We start from the raw sequence: 19,670 nt of genomic DNA, 5'->3' as shown, positions 1-19,670 counted from the left end.
TCGACGGCGTTACCTCAGGTAGGGGTGACGACTCCGCCGCTGTGCACAGGGCGGACCTCCACTCCACCGCCGGTAAGGATGGAAGGATCTTTGCGGGCCAGGTCTAGCGCTTCGTCGATATCCGTCGCGTTCAGGATGTAGAACCCGGCGACGACGTCACCGTCCCCGCCATAAGGGCCATCTGCGCGGCCGGCCGCTCGGATCGTGCGCGCATGGTCCCGCGGCGTGAGGGCATACGCGATGTGCATGCGACCGGTTGCGACGAGTGAGTCGAAATGCTCGTCGCACTCCTTGAGCTCCTCTTTCGTGGCTTTAGGTGCGTGCAAGGAGTCGTTTGCATAGATCAGTACAGCGAATTCAGGCATGCGTTCCTCTCAGTTCCTTGGATAGGAAACAGACGGTCCCGCGGTTACTCCCCTGCCACACCGGCGTCAGCGAAGGGGCCCTGGAGTAGCCAGTCCATGGCCTCAGTGCGGGAGGTGAAAAATCTAGTGGGACATGGGAGTGTCCGACGTGACATGGCGAAGTTGGCAATGACACGGCTGAGTGGGCTTGAGCCAAGCAGGGCAATTCGTGATGCGGCGCACTTGACGCTGAAAACGGACTTGGCTTGGCGGGTCACCGCTTGGGTGTTCTTCATGTCGATCAACATCGGGAACTCGGCACCCTCGGCAAGCTCATTGATCTTTGCTATCGCCGCATGCACATCATCGGCCTGCAGAACGGTCCCCGGCTTCCACACAAGATGGAGAACTCCCTCGGCATCGAGTTCCACGGTTCCCTTGCCGCCGTCAACAGTAATCGGTTTCATTTTTTGCTCCCCCAGCATCCTGTGGAGCTAAGACTAATGGTCTTCTTGAAGATCCGCAGCCAATTGCCGCCTCGGCATCCACCTCTATGCCACGTCAGGCCGGCCGAGCCCCACCAGCACACCGTCGAGGGCGCGCCTGAGCTCCTCGGGCTCGAGTCCATCTGTCGAAAGCACCAGCGGGTCGCGGTCCTCGAATACAACTCTCCGCACGCCCGGCACGGCGGCAAAGCGCTCCTCCAGGCTCGCGTACGCGTCCGCGCCCAGCAGGTCCTCGACCTCCTCCGGCAGGCTCACCTGTACGTCCCACGGGCCAGCCGTCAGCGGAGGCACCTCGACGGTGACGGGTCCAGCCACAGACTGCGGCGTGTCGGCGCGGACTGCGTCGGAGCTATTGAGCCGCGCTGTACGTCTGCGCGGGCCTGAAATAGTCAGTCAAAAATCCCGTCACAACGCTGCCCAGGATCAATATGGCGGCAGGCATAAGTGTGATCGGACCCACGAAGTCGCGTATGTCGATTCTAAATAGGAGCATCAGGACGACCACTAGTAGAAAATATGCGATTGCCAACGCTGCTCCGACAGTCGTTATGGTTTTTCCCGGTGTCCGCCGTTTCTTCTTGGGGAACTGCTTGGCGTACTCCTCGGTTGTGCCGAATTCCGCTACCGCTGAGGTTCCGGCTGATGCCTGATGAGCCCGCACATCGCTGAGCACTTCCGTGATCTCGGGTTCCGACAACCCGCGGATCCTAAGGTTGAAAGTTAGGTTTCGCTCGTAGCTCATGGCTGTTCCTGTCTGGTTGTTCGGATTTCGGTGAGGGCCTGGCTCATCCTGTGCCAAGCTGCCGCCGCGCGGTCCAGCTCCTCGCGGCCTTGTCCAGTGAGCGTGAATTGCTTGCGGCTACGAAACCGTGCCTCGCATTCCCGACTGTCCACCAACAGCTCCGGTGGCTACACGGGCCTGATTGCTTCAACCGTGTGGCCGACACCGTTGCGATCCTTGCACTGCATGGGGGCCTTGTTCTGGAGGTCACTCTTGCTGGGCATCGGGCACTTGAGGCTGTTCCCGTCATCATCAGTGAAGATGATGTTCTTGTTCATGAGCGACCCTGTCGTCTCTGTGATCTCCACGCCGTAGGTCACCTCAACCTCCTCCTCGGCCTGTTCCACGAATGGAAGCAGCAGGACGGTGAGCAGAACAATCACTACCGGAACGCACAGGTAACTTATCCACCGCATCGGAGTGGAGAGGCTGCTCTTGGTCGGGGGTATCGAACTAGCTGACATGTTTAGAACCTTATGTGGAAAGCTTGCCCTTGGGTGACTTCCCCGCCGCGGGGGCGGCGCCCTCAAGAGGCGACACGGCGTCGTCGGCGTCACTTCCCTCGCCAACGATGACTGCCAGTACTCCGAGTCCTGCGTGGGCGGCCAGGACGGCAGGGAGTGCACTGATCTGTACCGGGGCGACGCCGTCCAGGGATGCGGACAAACGCCCGGCCAGCTGCTCGGCCTCCCCCGCATTGCCGAAGTGGTGCACAGCCAACCGAGCCTTGCCGGCGGCACGCTTGCCGACGTCGGCCGCCACCAGCTCTTCAAGCCGTGCCACGGCCCTCGCTGCGGAACGGACCTTCTCGAGCGGGGTGATCCTGCCATCCTCGACTCCCAGCAAAGGCTTGATCGAAAACATGGTTCCGAGGAGCGAAGCTGCTGCCCCGATCCTGCCGCCGCGGCGCAGTTGTTCCAGGCTGGGAACGTAAAAGTACACCTTGGTGTGGGCCAGGCGCTCCTCGGCCGCGCTTCGAACCTCGGCGGCAGACAGCCCGATCGCGGCAGCTTCCACCGCGCTTTGAACACCCATCCCCTGCGCCATTCCCACAGTCCGGGAATCAAGGACCTCCACAGGAATCCGCACCCGGCCCGCGGCGAGTCGTGCGGAGTCGGCTGTTCCGGACAGCTCGCCGGAGATATGGATAGACACAACGGCCTCGAACCCGCGGTCAAGCGCGGCACGATATGCCTGTTCAAACTGCCCCGGGGAAGGCCGTGAGGTCTTGACTGACTGCCCCGATGCCAGGGCCACCGCAATAGTTTCGGCGATGTCGTCTTCACCTTCGCCGTAAATCTCTTCGCCAACCATGACAGGCATGGGGATGACGCTGAGCCGGCCGTCTGCCAGCGCATCAACCCATTCGCGCGGCAAGGCAGCTGCAGAGTCTGTTACAACAGCCGTACGCACCACGGCGGCGGGGACTGCGGGGGGGCCTCCCGGCCGGTTGACACTTCGAAGGCGAACAAGCCGTTCCCTCAGCCAAGGCCAGCCCGCGGGTTCGCGTTCTGCCACCAAGCACCTCCTGAGGTCAGTTCGGCTCCCGGACGTACCGGGAGCCGAGTACCCGGCTAGGCCGGGACGATGTTGACCAGTTTAGGCGCACGAACGATCACAGTGCGGATGCCCTTGCCGTCAAGTGCCCGCTGGACGTTCTCAGAGGCCAGTGCAAGCTCACGCAACTCGTCTTCGGAGATATCCGGAGATACTTCCAACCGGTCCCGAACCTTGCCTTGCACCTGGACCACGGCTGTGACGGTTTCCTGTACCAGCAGTGTTTCGTCGTGGGGGGGCCAACCGGCGTTGGCTACCGAGGCTGGGTGACCGAGGACGTTCCACATATCCTCCGCCGTGTAAGGCGCGAACAGGCTAAGGATCACGGCAACAGCTTCGGCCGCTTCCCGCACTGCGGGATCCGCACCACCGGCACCGGCATCAATGGTCTTGCGCGTGGCGTTGACCAACTCCATGAGCTTGGCCACCACAACGTTGAATTTGTTGTTATCCAGGAGCGTTGCGGCATCGGCAATGGCCCGGTGTGTCACTGAACGCAGGGCACGATCACCCGTAGCAGGATCCACGCCCGCTTCGCTGGCAACATCCTGGGCAAGGCGCCACGCACGAGCCAGGAATTTAGCGGATCCCGACGGCGAGACATCCGCCCAATCAACGTCGTCCTCCGGAGGAGAAGCAAAGATCATGGTCAGGCGAACGGCGTCCACACCGTACCTGTCCAGCTGCTCGCCGAGGTCCACCCCGTTACCCAGGGATTTACTCATGGCCTTTCCGCCATTGAGGACCTGGCCTTGGTTCAGCAGGGCGGTGAAAGGCTCGCTGGTTTCGATCAAGCCCAGGTCGTGGATGACCTTGGTGAAGAACCGTGCGTACAGCAGGTGGAGGATGGCGTGCTCGACACCGCCCACGTACTGTCCCACCGGCATCCAGTCGTTGATCTTGGCTGGATCGAAAGGACCCTCGGTGTAGTGCGGGGATACAAAACGCAGGAAGTACCAGGAGGAGTCCACGAACGTGTCCATGGTGTCGGTGTCCCGCTTGGCAGGACCGTGACACTCCGGGCACTCAACGTTGACCCAGGCCTCGGCCGCAGCAAGCGGCGACGTCCCCTTCGGATTCAGGTCTTCACCGCGGAGGTCTCCCGGCAGGGTGACGGGAAGTTGCTCATCAGGGACGGGCACCTCGCCGCACTCCACGCAGTGGATGATGGGGATGGGAGTGCCCCAGAAGCGCTGGCGGCTGAGCAGCCAGTCCCGGAGGCGGAAGTTGACGAACTTCTCCCCTGTCCCTTGCGCTTCAAGCATGCTGATGGCAGTCGGGATCGCTTCAGCCTTGGGCAGGCCGTCGAGGGCACCGGAATTGATCAGCGTACCCTCGCCCGTTGTAGCAGTTCCCGAGACGGACGGGTCCTCCTCGCCGGTATCCAGCACGGCCCGCACAGGCAGGTCAAAAGTCTTGGCGAAGTCGAGGTCGCGCTGGTCGTGGGCAGGCACGGCCATGATGGCACCAGTGCCGTAGTCGGCCAGGACGTAATCCGCGGCCCAGACAGGCAGCTTTTCACCGTTCAAAGGGTTGACGGCATAGCGGCCTGTGAAGACTCCGGTCTTTTCGCGTTCTGTGGACTGGCGCTCGATCTCGGTGAGCGACTTGACCTGCTCACGGTACGCCGCCAGGGCGCCGGCGTGTTCTTCGGTAACAAGTTCGACGGCGAGAGGCGCGTCAGCGGCGACCACGAAGAAAGTTGCACCGTAGAGGGTGTCAGGGCGCGTGGTGAAGACTGTGACGTCCTTGGCGGGTTTGCCACCTTCGGCTTCGATGACGAAGTTGACGTGGGCTCCCTCGGAGCGCCCGATCCAGTTCTTCTGCATAGCCAGTACGCGCTCAGGCCAGTGTCCACGCAACTGCTCCATGTCGTCCAGGAGCCTGTCCGCGTAGTCGGTGATCTTGAAGTACCACTGGTTCAGAGACTTCTTGGTGACGGCGGTGCCGCAGCGCTCGCAGGCACCGTTGACCACTTGCTCGTTGGCCAGCACTGTCTGGTCCTTGGGGCACCAGTTGACCGGGGAGTCCTTGCGGTAGGCCAGCCCACGCTCGTAGAACCGCTTGAACAGCCACTGCGTCCAGCGGTAGTACTCGGGGTCGGAGGTGTGCAGCCGCCGCGACCAGTCGGCCGAGATGGCATAGCGCTTGAAGGAAGCCGCCTGGGTGTCGATGTTGGCGTAGGTCCACTCGCTCGGGTGGGCGTTGCGCTTGATAGCGGCGTTCTCTGCAGGCAGGCCGAAGGAATCCCAGCCGATCGGGTGCAGGACGTCGTAACCCTTCTGGCGCAGGTAGCGCGCGACGACGTCGCCCATGGCGAACGCCTCTGCGTGGCCCATGTGGAGATCCCCGGAAGGGTAAGGGAACATGTCGAGCACATAGCGGCGCTCGCGGGAGCCGTCGTCGACCGGTGTGAAGACCTTGAGGTCTTCCCACACCTGCGGCCATTTGGCTTCCATGGCCGCAAAGCTGTAGGCACCCTCTTCGGGCCCGGCCGTTGCGGCTGATGCTGTTCCGGTGTCTGTTTCCGGCTGAACGCTCACTGCTGCCCTCTTCTGTTCTGTACCGCTTTTCGTACGGCCGGCTTCTGTTTCGCCCGGCCCTTGATCCCCTGCTGTCCGCATTGGTGCCGGTCCGCCAGCCCCAGACACACAAAAGCCCCTCGACAGGGAGGGGCGGCCGCTCGGTATTCCTATGGATTCGGGATACCGGGCGGCTAGCTAAGCAGAAGGATCGCACGCATAGAACTACTTTAGCGCACCACCCCCATCCCCAACGTAAGTCGCCACAAGGACGAAGGAGCGCGAGAGACAGAAAGAGGGGCCGGTGACTCCCCGCCAGGGTGTGGTGGGCACCGCGAAGCGGGCGGGCGGGAGTCACCGGCCCCTCTGTTAACCTCGTCGCGCTACTTCACGTCCTCGTCGACCCAGTCCATGGACTTGGTCACAGCCTTCTTCCAAAGACGCATCTGCCGGTCCTGTTCGGCCTGGTCCATCTTGGGCTCCCAGCGCTTGTCTTCGGACCAGTTCGCCGAGAGCTCCCCGAGGTCTTTCCAGAATCCGACGGCGAGCCCGGCCGCATACGCGGCACCCAGGGAGGTCGTTTCCACAACCTTGGGCCGAATGACCGGGACGCCGAGGATGTCCGCCTGGAACTGCATGAGGGCATCGTTGGCGACCATGCCGCCGTCGACCTTCAGTTCGGTGAGCGGGACACCGGAGTCGGCGTTTACGGCGTCGAGCACTTCGCGGGTCTGGAAGGCCGTTGCCTCCAGGGCAGCGCGGGCGATGTGGTTCTTATTCACATACCTCGTCAGGCCAACGATGGCGCCGCGGGCATCTGAACGCCAGTACGGTGCAAAGAGGCCCGAGAATGCCGGCACGATGTAGACGCCGCCGTTGTCCTCAACTGAGGCCGCAAGGGTCTCCACCTCGGGGGCGCTGCTGATCATGCCCAGATTGTCCCGGAGCCACTGAATGAGCGAACCGGTGACCGCGATGGAACCTTCAAGCGCATAGTGCGGTGCGGCGTCACCAAGCTTGTAGCCCACAGTGGTCAGCAGGCCGTTCTTGGAATGGACGATCTCCTCACCGGTGTTGAAGATCAGGAAGCAGCCCGTGCCGTAGGTGTTCTTGGCTTCCCCGGTCTGGAACGCGGCCTGGCCGAACGTGGCAGCCTGCTGGTCGCCCAGGATGCCGGCGACAGGAACTTCACGCAGCAACTGGGAGGTGTGCACGTTCCCGTAGACCTCGGAGGAGGACTTAATAGCGGGCATCATGCTGGCCGGTACACCGAATGCGTCCAGGATCTCCTGATCCCACTGCAGTGTCTGGAGATCCATGAACATGGTCCGGGAGGCGTTGGTGACGTCGGTGACGTGCACGCCGCCGTCGACGCCGCCCGTCAGGTTCCACAGCACCCACGCATCAGTGTTTCCGAACACCAGGTCGCCTGCTTCGGCCTTGGCTCGTGCGCCCTCGACGTTGTCCAGGATCCACTTGATCTTGGTGCCGGAGAAGTATGTGGCCAGCGGCAGGCCGACCTTCTGCTTGAACCGCTCAGGCCCGCCGTCCCTGGCGAGTTCGTCCACAATGCCCTGGGTGCGGGTGTCCTGCCAGACGATCGCGTTGTAGACGGCTTCGCCAGTGGTCTTGTCCCAAACCACAGCAGTTTCGCGCTGGTTGGTAATGCCGACGGCGGCGATGTCATGACGGGTCAGGTTCGCCTTGGAAAGGGCAGAGCCGATGACTTCGCGGGTGTTGTTCCAGATCTCGGCGGGGTCGTGCTCCACCCAGCCGGCCTGAGGGAAGATCTGCTCGTGTTCCATCTGGCCCGAGGAAACAATGTTGCCACTGTGGTCAAAGACCAGGGCACGGGTGCTGGTGGTGCCCTGATCGATGGCGATTACGTACTGGTTCATTATGACGTCCTTGTCTGTAGTTCAAATGCTGTGCAGTTGAGTGTGGAGGAAGTTGGAACGACCCGCGGGACTATGAGTCTCAAGGGGTGGATTTCACGACGCCGCAGTGGCGATGATCGGAACCACTGCAGCCACAACACCGGCGAGGGAGCCACCGACGAGAGGCCCGACCACCGGAACCCATGAGTAGCTCCAGTCGCTGGAGCCCTTGCCCTTGATGGGAAGCAGGGCGTGGGCAATGCGCGGGCCCAGGTCACGGGCAGGGTTAATGGCGTATCCGGTGGGACCACCGAGTGAAACACCAATACCTACAACGAGGAGTGCCACAGCGAGCGGTCCCAGCTCATTGGGCGTGCCGCCGAAGGTGAGGATGACAAACACCAGCACAAAGGTTCCGATAATTTCCGTGGCGAGGTTCCAAGGCGTGGACCTGATAGCCGGGCCGGTAGAGAATACGGCCAACTTGCTGGCGGGCTCCGGTTCAACGTCAAAATGCTGCTTGTGAGCGAGCCAGGCGACTACGGCGCCAAGGAAGGCACCAAGCAGTTCTGCGCCAAAGTACGTCAACGTTGAGGCGACATCAACCGGGACGCCTGGCGCATACTCGCTCTTGCCGTTGACCAGCAGGCCCAGCGTGACGGCCGGGTTCAGGTGAGCACCGGACTTGGCGGCAACAAAAACACCTGCGAAGACTGCAATACCCCAGCCCCAGGTGACCATGAGGAAGCCGCCGCTGTTGCCCTTGGTGCCCTTGAGCGCCACGTTGGCAACAACGCCGCAACCCAGAAGGGTCAGCATTGCGGTTCCGAAGACTTCGGAAAGGAAGACTATTCCAAGAGACATCTTTGACTCCATCTATTTTCTGTTGTCAGCCCCTCGCGGGTTTGAAGGGCTGTTGAGGCCGGCAGCAATGCCGAACTGCCGGCCGACGGCTGCACCGGAAGCCACTTCAGCTTCCGCACAGTCCTTGCGCCCGGGATAACCCGGGCACGCAAGTTAATCAGGCCACCAGACTATGGACCTGGACACCGTGGAAACGGTTCAGGACGTCCTGGGCGTGGCGGATCTCGGCTGCACGCGCTGCTGGTCCCCAGCCGAGAGGAACGGCGAGGACATCGGCCACTTCATTCAGCAGTTCGCCCGTTACGAGTCCTCGGAAGGCAAGGGATGTGCGGCGGATCAGTATGTCCACCAAGTGGCCGATCTGTTCATGCTGTGCCATGAATTCGAGCTCCCGGACGCTGAGTTCGCGCGTCGAGTGAAGGAGCCGGTCGGGCCCGGCGTCGAGGTAGGAGATAACTTCCTCGGCCCTCGTGCCGTAGCGCGTCAGCAGCACTGCAACCCGGTCGGCGTCGCGACCTGCAGACATGTGGGCCTTGATCCACTTTTGCACTCCGGCCTCAGTCTCGGGGAACCCTGCGCCGCCCCCGATCGCCAGTTTCGCCGTCGAGATCCTGCGTTGCATTCCCAGCTCGGCGAGCACGTCATCACTGAGGTGCTCCGCCAGCGCCCGGAACGTGGTCCATTTGCCACCCACCAGGCTCAAAACTGCGCCGCTGCTGCTGCCCGCGGCGCCCTCTGGGACCTGCTGCATTGGCTGGCGTTCGATCCGGTAGTCGCGGCTGACGAACCCGGGCTGCGTCTCATCATGCTTAGGCAACGGACGCACCCCTGAGAACGTGTACACGATCTGACCGCGGTCAACGCTGATATCCGGGAAAACATGTCCGATCAGCTCAAAGAAATAGTCGATTTCCGCATCGGTGCATACCGCGTCCTGTGACATATCGGCGTCAATGTCAGTAGTTCCGACGAGCACCCGGTCCCCCATCGGGTAGATCAGGACGATCCTGCCGTCGGTGTGCTCAAAAAAGATCTCGCGGCCGCTGCAGGCAGCAAGCAATCCCGGGTGGTCCAGGACAATGTGGGAACCCTTGGTGCCGCCCATGAACGCTGACGCTGCGCCCATTGCCTGGTTGGTCAGGTCAACCCACGCTCCGGTGGTGTTAACAATGACGTCAGCCGTGAAGTCGAACAGTTCGCCGGTCAGCTCGTCCCTGAGCTGCACGGTGGTGCCTGTGCCGGTGTCCGTGCGGGTGGCTGGTGCAGGCTCCTGGTGCGAAACAAGGGACACGTAGTTGCTGGCCCGGGCGCTGGCGTCAGCAGTACCCGACTTGGTTCCGCTGCCGGCCTTTTCGCCGTCCTGGAGCACATCGAGGGTCAGACGCTCAGGATTGTGGACTGACGCGTCGAAGTAGGTGGCGGTGTACTTAATGCTTGGATGCAGCATGGGCAGTTCAGCCAAAGCGCGTTTCCGTCCGCGGAACTCGTGGCGCGGAACGTTGCCGCCATCGCGGGAAAAGGAATCGTAGAGGGTAAGCCCCGCCTTGATCAGGAAGGCGCCACGTTCCTTGGGCTTGCCCTGCTGCTTGTGGGTCAGGAAGCGCAGGGGCGCAGACAGTATCCCGGAAAAAGTGCTGAAGATGGGAATGGTGGTTTGCAACGGCTTTACGTAGTGGGGAGCGATCCGCAGGAGCCGGTTGCGCTCCACCACCGATTCCCGGACAAGACGGAACTCGCCGTTTTCCAGGTAGCGGATACCGCCATGGATCATGTGCGATGACGCACCGCTGGCCCCCTGGCAATAGTCGCCGCGCTCCACGAGCGCCACGTCTACCCCCTGGAGTGCAAGGTCACGGAAAGTCCCGACGCCGTTGATGCCTCCGCCGATGATGAGAACCTGGGCCCGGGGCCGCTGACGCAGACTGTCCACGGTTGGGCGATGCCGGGGAGAGGCCTGATGGCCAGGTGATTCCTTGTGTCCCAAAACAACTCCTTTGGGTTTGGTCCTATGCGGCGCGCCCACAGGCACGGCGCCGTTCACCACTATTCTTTGGAGTAATGGAAAATGGAGTCAAGCACTATGCACGAACGTGCAGAATGGATCTTTGATGCCCCACTCACGGCACGCTGAGGCACTGAGGGCTGCCCAGCTGTACTACATGCAAGACCTCACAATGGATGCCATCGCCCGGGAGTTGCGAACGTCCAGATCAACGGTCTCCCGCCTGCTTTCTACGGCGCGTGACACAGGGCTGGTCCAGATCCAGATCCGCAGCCCTCTTGACACCGGCCCCGAGCTGGAAAGCATCATCCGATCCGAATACAACGTTGATGTGCACGTTGTCCCGGTCCTGGAGTCCCTGAACGAGGCGGAAACACTGGACCGTGTTGCCATGCAGGCGGCCAGGACCATCGGTCCGCTGGTGGATTCCAACGCGATTATCGGCGTCGCGTGGGGCTCGACCCTTAGCGCCGTGAGCAGGCACCTGACCCGGAAGATCACCCACGACAGCGTTATCGTCCAGCTCAACGGTGCCGGAAACATGCACACCACGGGCATCACCTACGCAAGCGACATCATGCGGCGCTTCGGCAGCGCTTATGGTGCGCGGGTGGAACAGTTCCCCGTGCCCGCGTTTTTCGATCACGCCAGCACCAAGACAGCTATGTGGAATGAACGCAGCGTGCAGCGGATCCTTGATTTGCAGTCGCGCATGAGCATTGCCGTGTTCGGTGTGGGTTCCGTCGATGCGGACTATCCGAGCCACGTTTATGCAGGCGGCTACCTCGATGAAGTTGACCTGAAAGTGCTGGCAAGTTCTGACGTTGTGGGCGATGTGGCCACCGTCTTCTTCCGCGGCGATGGTTCTTCTGACGGAATCACGCTCAACGAACGCTCAACCGGCCCCTCGCTGGCACAGTTGCGCCAGGTGCGCCGCAGGATTTGTGTGGTGTCCGGCGCGTCCAAAATCAACGGGCTGCGCGGGGCGCTCGCCGCGGGACTCGCCACTGATCTGATTCTGGATGAGGCCATGGCCCGGAGGCTCGTGGGTTCAGAGAACATGGCGTGAGGGGCGAGTGACGGAACCCGGGCTGATACGAGTCGGTAGAGTCGGTGCTATGAAACCTGTCCCCCGCCTTGGGCTCAACAACGGTGTGCTGATCGACCAGTTGGGATTCGGGCTGTACAAAGTGCCGCCTTCGGATGCGGCGGGCCTTGTCACCATGGCCATTGAAGCCGGGTACCGCCATTTCGACACCGCAGCCATGTACCGCAACGAGGCCGGCGTCGGTAGGGGCGTCGGCTCCTTGTCCGGATTCGCTGGTCAGGAACAGGGCAGCGGAGCGGGAACACCCTCGCTCACACGCCGGGACCTCTTCATTACCACCAAGGTGTGGAACGACGACCATGGCTACGACTCCACGCTAAGGGCCTTCCAGAAGTCCATGGCCAGCCTTGGACTGGACTACGTGGACCTTTACCTGATCCACTGGCCCTGCCCCGGGCGTGGACTCTACGCCGAAACGTATCGTGCCCTGGAGACCCTCTACCGGGAGGGAAAAGTGCGCGCCATAGGGGTGTCGAACTTCCAGCCGGCGCATCTGGATCATCTGCTGGAAACGGCAGAAGTCATCCCCGCCGTGAACCAGATTGAGCTCCATCCGTGGCTCCAGCAGGAGGAACTCCGCGAGCTGCACGCACGGTTGGGGATCCGCACCGAAGCATGGAGTCCGTTGGGGCGCGGCAAGGTGCTCCAGGACCCGGTGATTCTTGATCTTGCCGCGAATCATGGAAGGACTCCGGCGCAGATCATCCTTCGCTGGCACCTGCAGCTGGGAAACATCGCCATCCCAAAGGCCAGCTCCTATGAACGGCTCAGGGAGAATCTGGACATCTTCGACTTCAGCCTGGAATCGTCAGAAATGTCCAAAATCGCGGCCTTGGACCGCGGTCAGCGCACAGGCTCCCACCCGGACAACGTGAACTAGGATTCAAAGTCATGGAACAAGTGGACACGGACACCGGCCGGACTCAGCCCCTCTTCAGCCCCCAGCTCGCTGCCCGGACGCGAGCCGCTGATGTCGACGTCGACGGCGGCAGGGTGGCGTACTGGATTTACGAGCCGGTCCAGGTGACCCCGGAGACCCGGACCATCCTGGTGATCCACGGTTTCCGTGGCGATCACCACGGCCTCTTGCGCGTTGCGGATCAACTCCCGGAGATGCGGCTGGTCATGCCTGACTTGCCGGGCTTCGGCAGCTCAGATCCGCTCCCGTCGCTGGAGCACACCGTGGAGAATTACGGCCGCTTCATCACAGGATTTATGGCCGCCCTTGGATTGGGCCCGGAAACGGTCCTGCTGGGTCATTCATTTGGATCTATTGTGGCCAGCCATTTCGTGGCAGCGCATCCCGGCACTGTCCGTGAGCTGATTCTGGTCAACCCGATAGCCAGTCCGGCCTTGGAAGGGCCGAAGGGTGTCATGACCAGGCTGGCCGTTTTCTATTACCAGCTGTCTGCCAGGCTTCCCAGCAAGCTGGGACTCTTCATTCTGCGGAGCCGGCTTATTGTCAGGATTATGAGCGTGGCGATGGCTAAAACCAAGGACAGGGAATTGCGGCGATTTATTCATGCCCAGCATTCCGCCTATTTTTCGGCATTCGCCAACAGGCAGAGCCTCCTCGAATCGTTCCGTGCCTCAGTGGGCAGCAATGTGGGTGAAGTGGCCGCTGCCCTTGAACTCCCTGTGCTGTTGGTGGCCGGAGAGAAGGACGAAATCGCCGTCCTCGAAGACCAGCACAAGTTGCTGGCAATGTTGCCCGATGCCCGATTGCACATCATCCCAGGCGTAGGCCACCTGATCCACTACGAAACCCCGGCCCCTGCGGCCGGGCATATCCGCAGCTTCCTGAAGGACCACGCCTAGTGAAAATCGTGATTGACGCCCGCTTCACCCGCACGGACCACCATGACGGGATCAGCCGCTACGGCTCAAGTCTCATCGCGGCGCTGGCAAAGATCTCCGACGTTTCGATGCTTATCAGCGACCCCCGGCAGCTTAAGCTTCTTCCCGACGTCCCGTACACCCTCATCAACAGCCCGCTCTCCCCCGCCGAGCTCTTTGTGGCGGCAAAGGTCAACCGGCTGGGGGCCGACGTTGTGATTTGCCCCATGCAGACAATGGGCTCCTGGGGCCGGAACTATGGCTTGGTGCTGACCCTCCACGACCTGATCTACTATGAGCACCCCGCGCCTCCGGGGTTCCTTCCTGCGCCGGTCCGAGTCCTGTGGCGCCTCTACCACAAAGCCTTCTGGCCGCAACGGCTGCTGCTGAACCGGGCTGACATCGTGGCAACCATCAGTCACACCACCGCTTCCCTCATCGCAAAGTACCGCCTCACCACGAGGCCCGTGAGGATTGTGGGCAATGCCCCGCAGCATGGGCACTCCCCCCGCGACGTCACCGCAGGTTCCGATAAAAGCCTGCTGTACATGGGATCGTTCATGCCGTACAAAAACGTGGAAACGATGATCAGGGGGATGACTGAACTGCCTGGCATGACGCTTCACCTCCTGAGCCGCATCACTCCCGCCCGCCGGGCCGAGCTTGAATCGCTGGTGCCCCACGGGACGGACATTGTGTTCCACAACGGTGTGACGGAAGACGAGTATGAGGCCCTGCTCTCGCGGGCTACGGCACTCATCAGTCTTTCCAAAGCCGAAGGCTACGGGCTCCCGCTTGTGGAGGCCATGTCTCATGGAACCCCCGTAATAGCCAGCGACATCCCTATTTTCCGGGAAGTGGGCTCGGACGCCGTGACCTATGTCCATCCCGATTCCCCATCGGAATTCGCGGCCGCAGTCCGTGCCCTGGAGGATCCTGCGGTCTGGGACGTGCAGTCACGTCGCTCTGTGGAGCGGGCAGCCGAGTTCAGTTGGGACCACTCAGCACGGCAGTTGCTTGAGGTGGCAGAGGAAGTGGCCGCCCAAAGGCAGCGGCGGAACCGCAGCAGCCTGTAGAAGAGCTCAATCCCCGGAGTGCCCAACTGCAGGCTAGAGGACGTCCACCCCGTCGAGCCTCAGCTGTACTGGGTCGTCGTTCCGTTTCGCCGCCGCAGCCGCCCTCGCTGCCCTCATGGCCTTCGTGGCTTCAGTGGCTTGAGCGTAGGGAATGAACAAAAGGGTCCTGACGTCGGCTTCTGTTTCCCTTGACCCCCCACCGGCGGCTGATGGGCCGCCAGGTGATGGCACTGTGGCCGCCAACACCAGCGGAGCGGGCCCCGCTGTCCGCAGCACAATCCCCAGCCTGGCGAGACGCTGTTCCACAGCTTGGACAAAGTGCCCCACGGCAGTCCTGCCTCCCGTGACGGAAGCGATGCGGACGGCCGGCGGCAATTGCAGTTCGCGCCTCAACGAGAGCTCCCGTGCTGCATAACCGCCGGAGTCCCATCTCAAGAGGGCACCGACGGCGGCAGCGTCATCGGCTGTGATGACCACCAGCCCTCCCTCAGTTGATGGGCGCACCAGGGCAGCAGCGTTGAACCACCGGCGGACAGCATCCTCACCCGCCCGGAGGCTTTCCCGCCGCAGCAAAGAATCCCCGTCCAGCAGCAAGGCGGCGGCGTACCCATTTTCGGCTACTGGTTCCGCTCCGACAGTCGAGACCACCAGGGCCCTGGCGTCAGGGATCGTAGCCTTGACCTGGTCCCCGGATGACGTGATCACGGACGACCCGGGAAAAGCACGCCCCAGTTCTTCAGCAGTCCGCAACACCCCCGTTGCGCCACGGCGAAGATGGCTCCCGCCACAATGAGGACATTGCCATTCGGGTGCCGGAGTGGAGCACCAGCGGCACTGCGGGACGGAGGACGTGCCACTGGCCCCGGCAATGGCCAAAGGTCCTTGGCAAGCTCCGCAACGTGCCTGTTCCCGGCACCGCTCACACGCCAAGGACGGCGCATATCCTGTACGGGCAACCTGCACCAGGACCGGCCCCCTCCCAAGCCCTTCCTTGGCCGCACGCCAGGCGGCACCGGGCAGACGGGCAATCCTGGCGAGAGGATCGCGCTCTTGCTCGTAGCTGTCCGCCGTGTTCAGGACGCGCGGCACAGTGCGGCGGACCTCCGTACGTTCAGCTTCCACTGCCCTTGCCCAGCCGGACTCCACCAGTCGCTGGAGTTCCGTACTGCGCGTGTGTGCAGCAAACAGGCAAGCAGCATTCTCCTGCCCGGAGCGCAAGAGCAGAATCTCGCGCGTGTGCGCATAAGGCGAGCGTTGCTCGATATGGAGGTCATCGCCGTCGTCCCAGCACACCACCAGCCCAAGGTCCTGCACGGGGGCATAGGCTGCGGAGCGGGTGCCTACCGCCACGCGTGCGGATCCGGTCAGGAGGCGCAGGTAATTGCGGTAGCGCGGCGTCGGCCCATCTTCGGCACTCAGGCGTGCGACGTCTCCGGGTTGCAGCACCTCCAGGAGCGCCGCCTCCACGCGGTCCAGGTCGCGGTAATCGGGAACAACAACCACGGCGCCCCGCCCAGAGGATCGGACAGCTGCAACAGCTTCCGCCAGCAGTCGCGGCCAGCCAGCAGCTCCAAATCCCTGCAGGGCGCTGAGAACAGCCTTGGGTGATTCGCCCGCGGAGAGATGCTGAAGGAACGCCGGCCCGTTGCCATATCTGGCCCAGTTCCCGGAAGGCCGATATCCAGGTACCCCGGATTCAGGGCGTTCGGGGAGCCCGGAGAGCTCCTTTTCCAGCTTGGCCACGCGCGGCGGGATTGCAAGCCTCAGAACATCGCTGACCGTCCCGGCGTATCTTGCCGCCACACTACCGGCGAGCCCGGCCAGCGCAGGCGTCAGGACGGCGACGTCGGAAACAACCTTGTGCAGCGGGACCAGTGAGTGCCCGGCATCCGACTCGGCCACCCGTTCCAGGAGATACCCGGAGAGGTCCTGCCCGTTGAATTTCACCTTGACGCGAACCCCCGGCTGCGCCGCTTGATGCAGGGTTGCCGGAACGCTGTAGTCAAACGGCCTGTCCAGATGTGGCAGCGGCGACTCGATAAGGATCCGGGCCACTGGCAACTCCGGGGCAAGATCCGGGCCAGCCGGTGATTGACGTTGTGCCAGCGGGGGAAATCCCTGCAGCAGCGAAGGCTGGACAGGCTCGGGCGGACTGGTTTGTCCACTCGTGGCCATGCTTCCACCCTTGGCGACGTTTCTCCCGCCAATCGTCACTTTCCGTGCCTCCCCTCGGCATCGCCCGTGTGTCAAGCAGGTCAGGGAGGTCAGGCGTTGAAAAAGGCCTTCAGTTCCTCTACCCGGTCCAGCCGCTCCCACGTGAAGTCGGGGTCATCCCGGCCGAAGTGGCCGTGAGCAGCCGTCTTGGCGTAAATGGGGCGCTTCAGGTCCAGGGCATCGATGATGGCCCGCGGGCGGAGGTCGAAGATCTCGGCGATAGCTTCGCTGATCCGCGCCGGGTCCACGGTTTCGGTCCCGAAAGTTTCAACATAGGTACCCACGGGCCGTGCCTGGCCGATTGCGTAAGCGATCTGGATTTCTGCACGCTTAGCCAGGCCTGCCGCAACAACGTTCTTCGCGACCCAGCGCATGGCATACGCAGCGGACCGGTCAACCTTCGACGGGTCTTTGCCGCTGAAGGCGCCGCCGCCGTGGCGGGCCATTCCCCCGTACGTGTCCACGATAATCTTGCGGCCGGTCAGGCCGGCATCGCCTACGGGGCCGCCGATGACAAAGGCACCCGCAGGATTCAGGATGTTGACCGTACGCGAAATATCAAGGTCGGCCGTCGCCAAGACGGGATTGATGACGTACTCAACCAGGTCGGCCCGAAGCTGCTCAAGGCTTGCACCCTCAGCGTGCTGGCTGGAGATCACGATGGTTTCCACTGAAACCGGACGGTCGCCGTCGTAGCCTATGGTGGCCTGCGTTTTGCCGTCCGGACGCAGGTAAGCGAGCTGCCCGTTCTTGCGTACTTCCGTCAGCCGTTCCGAGAGCCGGTGGGCAATCCAGATGGGAACCGGCATGTACGAAGGCGTTTCATCGCTGGCATAGCCAAACATCAGGCCTTGGTCGCCGGCGCCCTGAAGGTCGTAGTCGTCCTCCTGGCGGCCTTCGCGTGCTTCCAGGGAGTTGAATACCCCGCCTGCGATGTCGTTTGACTGTTGGCCTATTGACACGGACACACCACAGCGGGCGCCGTCGAAGCCATTGGCGGACGAGTCGTAGCCGATGCCCAGGATGGTCTCGCGGACAAGCTGCGGGATTTCAACGTACGCGTCAGTGGTGACTTCACCAGCCACGTGGACCAGGCCGGTAGTAGCCATGGTCTCTACCGCTACCCGGGACTCGGGGTCTGCGGCCAGCAGCGCATCAAGGATCGCATCACTGATCTGATCACAGATCTTGTCGGGATGTCCCTCAGTCACCGATTCAGAGGTGAAGAGGCGCAAGGCAGAAGGCGCAGGATGGGATCCGGGAAGGTGCAGCGGTAAAGTCACTCAACTACCTTACTTGTTGGGATACGGATGGCTGGTGACATGTTTCCCCAGACTAAGGAGAACATGGGGCTAAGACGACCACGGGACTTGGAGGACATCGGCTGGCCGGACAAGGACAAGCCTACGCTCGCGGATAAACCCGGCTCAGCTCAGTACTGATCCGGTCAATCACCGCTGAAGCGACGTCTGCCTTCGAACCGGATGCCGATTGCGGTTCGGAGCCCGCCCGCGACAGGATGACCACTGAATTGTCCTCCCGGCCGAAGACCTTGCCTTCTCCGACGTGGTTGACCACCAGCAGGTCACACCCCTTGCGCTGAAGCTTGGCGGTGGCATACTCAAGGACATCGCCGTCGGCGTCGCCCGTTTCCGCAGCAAACCCGACAATGAGCTGGCTACGGGACGAACTGTTCCTGACCTCCACGACTTCTTTCAGGATGTCCGGATTCCGCACCAGCGTGATCACGGGGTCCTCGGTATCGTCCCGCTTTTTGATTTTAGTATCGGAGACGGCGGAAGGGCGGAAATCAGCCACCGCCGCTGACATGATCACGACGTCGGAACCGGCCGCCGCCCGCAGGACTGCTTCGCGCAGCTGCAGCGCCGTCTCCACCTCCACCAGCTCAACCCCGGGAGGCGCTGAAACATCCATGTGTGCAGCGATCAGCCGGACGGCGGCCCCAGCCTCGAGGGCGGCTACTGCCAGTGCCACTCCCTGCTTTCCGGAGGATCGGTTGCCGAGGAAGCGGACGGGGTCCAGGGGTTCCCGGGTTCCACCAGCGCTGATGGTTACGGTTCGTCCGGCCAAGGGCAAGGCGTCGGATTCTGAAAGGCCCGCTGGTGATATGGGCCGCCCCTCGGCCGCCTCTGCCAGGGACTGCGTCAGCGCCATGGCTGCTTCGAAGATGGCCTCCGGCTCCGGCAGACGGCCGGGACCGGAGTCGGTCCCTGTCAGCCTTCCGCTTGCCGGTTCCAGCACGGTGACTCCACGGGAACGCAGCGTTTCAACATTCGCCTGCGTAGCCGCATGTTGCCACATCTCGGTGTGCATGGCAGGAGCCATCAGGACCGGCCCGCTTGCCATGAGCAGAGTGTTGGTGAGGAGATCGTTGGCTAGGCCATGGGCCGCCCGTGCCAAGAGGTCTGCGGTGGCCGGAGCGACCACTATCAGGTCAGCTTCGTGTCCCAGACGGACGTGGTTGACGCTGGGGACGTCGTCGAAGACGCTGTTGCTGACCGGGTTTCCCGAGAGCGCTTCCCACGTGGCCACGCCGACGAAACGGCTGGCGGCCTCGGTGGGGATAACCGTGACATTGTGGCCGGCTTCAGTAAAAAGCCGGAGGAGCGATGCCACCTTGTAGGCGGCAATCCCTCCCCCGACTCCGAGGACTATGCGCACGTGACCTCCGTCAACAGGCAGTCTTTAGGTTCTACTCTGCAGGTTCGATCGGCGAGGAAACCAGTTTGCCTTCGTTGATTTCACGCAGGGCGATTGAGAGTGACTTCTCGTTCAGCTTGGTGTCGACCAGGGGGCCGACGTACTCGAACAGGCCCTCGTGAAGCTGGGCGTAGTAAGCGTTGATCTGACGTGCACGCTTGGCACCGAAGATCACCAGGCCGTACTTGGAATCAGCAGCCTCCAGCAGCGAATCGATCGGCGGGTTGATGATGCCTTCAAGGTTCGTGGACACGAATTCTCC

Annotated in this window: 18 protein-coding genes; 4 read left to right on the top strand and 14 right to left on the bottom strand. The window is 62.5% G+C overall.

What is annotated here, in order from left to right:
- Nucleotides 1-14 precede the first annotated feature (14 nt).
- From M1E02_RS09590 to M1E02_RS09545, 10 genes are all read right to left on the bottom strand, one after another.
- The gene (locus M1E02_RS09590) at nucleotides 15-365 is read right to left on the bottom strand and encodes a YciI family protein (RefSeq protein ID WP_479377799.1); all 351 of its coding nucleotides are present in this window, start codon (nucleotides 363-365) and stop codon (nucleotides 15-17) included.
- A gap of 44 nt (nucleotides 366-409) precedes the next feature.
- Nucleotides 410-811, bottom strand: coding sequence for a DUF7793 family protein (locus M1E02_RS09585; protein WP_479377798.1), 402 nt, complete (start codon nucleotides 809-811; stop codon nucleotides 410-412).
- Between the two features lie 84 nt (nucleotides 812-895).
- Nucleotides 896-1,165 carry a hypothetical protein gene (locus M1E02_RS09580; RefSeq protein WP_479377797.1) on the bottom strand — a complete coding sequence of 90 codons (270 nt, stop codon included), beginning with the start codon at nucleotides 1,163-1,165 and terminating at the stop codon, nucleotides 896-898.
- Between the two features lie 34 nt (nucleotides 1,166-1,199).
- Entirely contained in the window at nucleotides 1,200-1,592 is a 393-nt protein-coding gene (locus tag M1E02_RS09575; RefSeq protein ID WP_479377796.1) for a hypothetical protein, read from the bottom strand.
- A gap of 167 nt (nucleotides 1,593-1,759) precedes the next feature.
- Nucleotides 1,760-2,095: a hypothetical protein gene (locus M1E02_RS09570; RefSeq protein ID WP_479377795.1), complete on the bottom strand. Its 336-nt coding sequence runs from the start codon at nucleotides 2,093-2,095 to the stop codon at nucleotides 1,760-1,762.
- A gap of 10 nt (nucleotides 2,096-2,105) precedes the next feature.
- Entirely contained in the window at nucleotides 2,106-3,149 is a 1,044-nt protein-coding gene (locus M1E02_RS09565; protein WP_479377794.1) for a DegV family protein, read from the bottom strand.
- A 56-nt stretch (nucleotides 3,150-3,205) separates the two neighbouring features.
- Nucleotides 3,206-5,731 (bottom strand): leucine--tRNA ligase, encoded by a 2,526-nt coding sequence (gene leuS, locus M1E02_RS09560; protein WP_479377793.1) that lies wholly within the window; start codon nucleotides 5,729-5,731, stop codon nucleotides 3,206-3,208.
- A gap of 362 nt (nucleotides 5,732-6,093) precedes the next feature.
- Entirely contained in the window at nucleotides 6,094-7,608 is a 1,515-nt protein-coding gene (gene glpK, locus M1E02_RS09555; protein WP_479377792.1) for a glycerol kinase GlpK, read from the bottom strand.
- A 93-nt stretch (nucleotides 7,609-7,701) separates the two neighbouring features.
- Nucleotides 7,702-8,451 (bottom strand): MIP/aquaporin family protein, encoded by a 750-nt coding sequence (locus M1E02_RS09550; RefSeq protein ID WP_479377791.1) that lies wholly within the window; start codon nucleotides 8,449-8,451, stop codon nucleotides 7,702-7,704.
- A gap of 157 nt (nucleotides 8,452-8,608) precedes the next feature.
- Complete coding sequence (locus M1E02_RS09545; protein ID WP_479377790.1) at nucleotides 8,609-10,435, bottom strand: glycerol-3-phosphate dehydrogenase/oxidase; 1,827 nt, start codon at nucleotides 10,433-10,435, stop codon at nucleotides 8,609-8,611.
- Nucleotides 10,436-10,559: 124 nt separating this feature from the next.
- Here M1E02_RS09545 and M1E02_RS09540 point away from each other — a divergent pair, with 124 nt between their 5' ends.
- The 4 genes from M1E02_RS09540 to M1E02_RS09525 are packed head-to-tail and all read left to right on the top strand — an operon-like array spanning nucleotide 10,560 to nucleotide 14,473.
- Complete coding sequence (locus M1E02_RS09540) at nucleotides 10,560-11,522, top strand: sugar-binding transcriptional regulator (protein WP_479377789.1); 963 nt, start codon at nucleotides 10,560-10,562, stop codon at nucleotides 11,520-11,522.
- 49 nt (nucleotides 11,523-11,571) lie between these two features.
- Complete coding sequence (locus tag M1E02_RS09535) at nucleotides 11,572-12,441, top strand: aldo/keto reductase (RefSeq protein WP_479377788.1); 870 nt, start codon at nucleotides 11,572-11,574, stop codon at nucleotides 12,439-12,441.
- A gap of 11 nt (nucleotides 12,442-12,452) precedes the next feature.
- On the top strand, nucleotides 12,453-13,379 hold the full coding sequence (locus M1E02_RS09530; protein ID WP_479377787.1) for an alpha/beta fold hydrolase: 927 nt from the start codon (nucleotides 12,453-12,455) through the stop codon (nucleotides 13,377-13,379).
- Complete coding sequence (locus M1E02_RS09525) at nucleotides 13,379-14,473, top strand: glycosyltransferase family 4 protein (protein ID WP_479377786.1); 1,095 nt, start codon at nucleotides 13,379-13,381, stop codon at nucleotides 14,471-14,473. Before M1E02_RS09530 ends, M1E02_RS09525 begins: the two co-directional genes overlap by 1 nt.
- A gap of 33 nt (nucleotides 14,474-14,506) precedes the next feature.
- Here the strand turns inward: M1E02_RS09525 and M1E02_RS09520 are convergent, their stop codons facing one another.
- From M1E02_RS09520 to rpoZ, 4 genes are all read right to left on the bottom strand, one after another.
- Complete coding sequence (locus M1E02_RS09520; protein ID WP_479377785.1) at nucleotides 14,507-16,648, bottom strand: primosomal protein N'; 2,142 nt, start codon at nucleotides 16,646-16,648, stop codon at nucleotides 14,507-14,509.
- Between the two features lie 89 nt (nucleotides 16,649-16,737).
- Nucleotides 16,738-17,970, bottom strand: a complete 1,233-nt coding sequence (metK, locus tag M1E02_RS09515) for a methionine adenosyltransferase (RefSeq protein WP_479377784.1) — start codon at nucleotides 17,968-17,970, stop codon at nucleotides 16,738-16,740.
- A 121-nt stretch (nucleotides 17,971-18,091) separates the two neighbouring features.
- On the bottom strand, nucleotides 18,092-19,369 hold the full coding sequence (gene coaBC, locus M1E02_RS09510; protein ID WP_479377783.1) for a bifunctional phosphopantothenoylcysteine decarboxylase/phosphopantothenate--cysteine ligase CoaBC: 1,278 nt from the start codon (nucleotides 19,367-19,369) through the stop codon (nucleotides 18,092-18,094).
- Nucleotides 19,370-19,400: 31 nt separating this feature from the next.
- Nucleotides 19,401-19,661: a DNA-directed RNA polymerase subunit omega gene (gene rpoZ, locus M1E02_RS09505; protein ID WP_309107109.1), complete on the bottom strand. Its 261-nt coding sequence runs from the start codon at nucleotides 19,659-19,661 to the stop codon at nucleotides 19,401-19,403.
- Nucleotides 19,662-19,670 lie beyond the last annotated feature (9 nt).

The sequence above is a fragment of the Arthrobacter sp. Z5-13 genome, assembly GCF_056499105.1.
The sequence above is the reverse complement of the archived record's forward strand: the minus strand, read 5'-3'. Positions and strand labels throughout refer to the sequence as shown.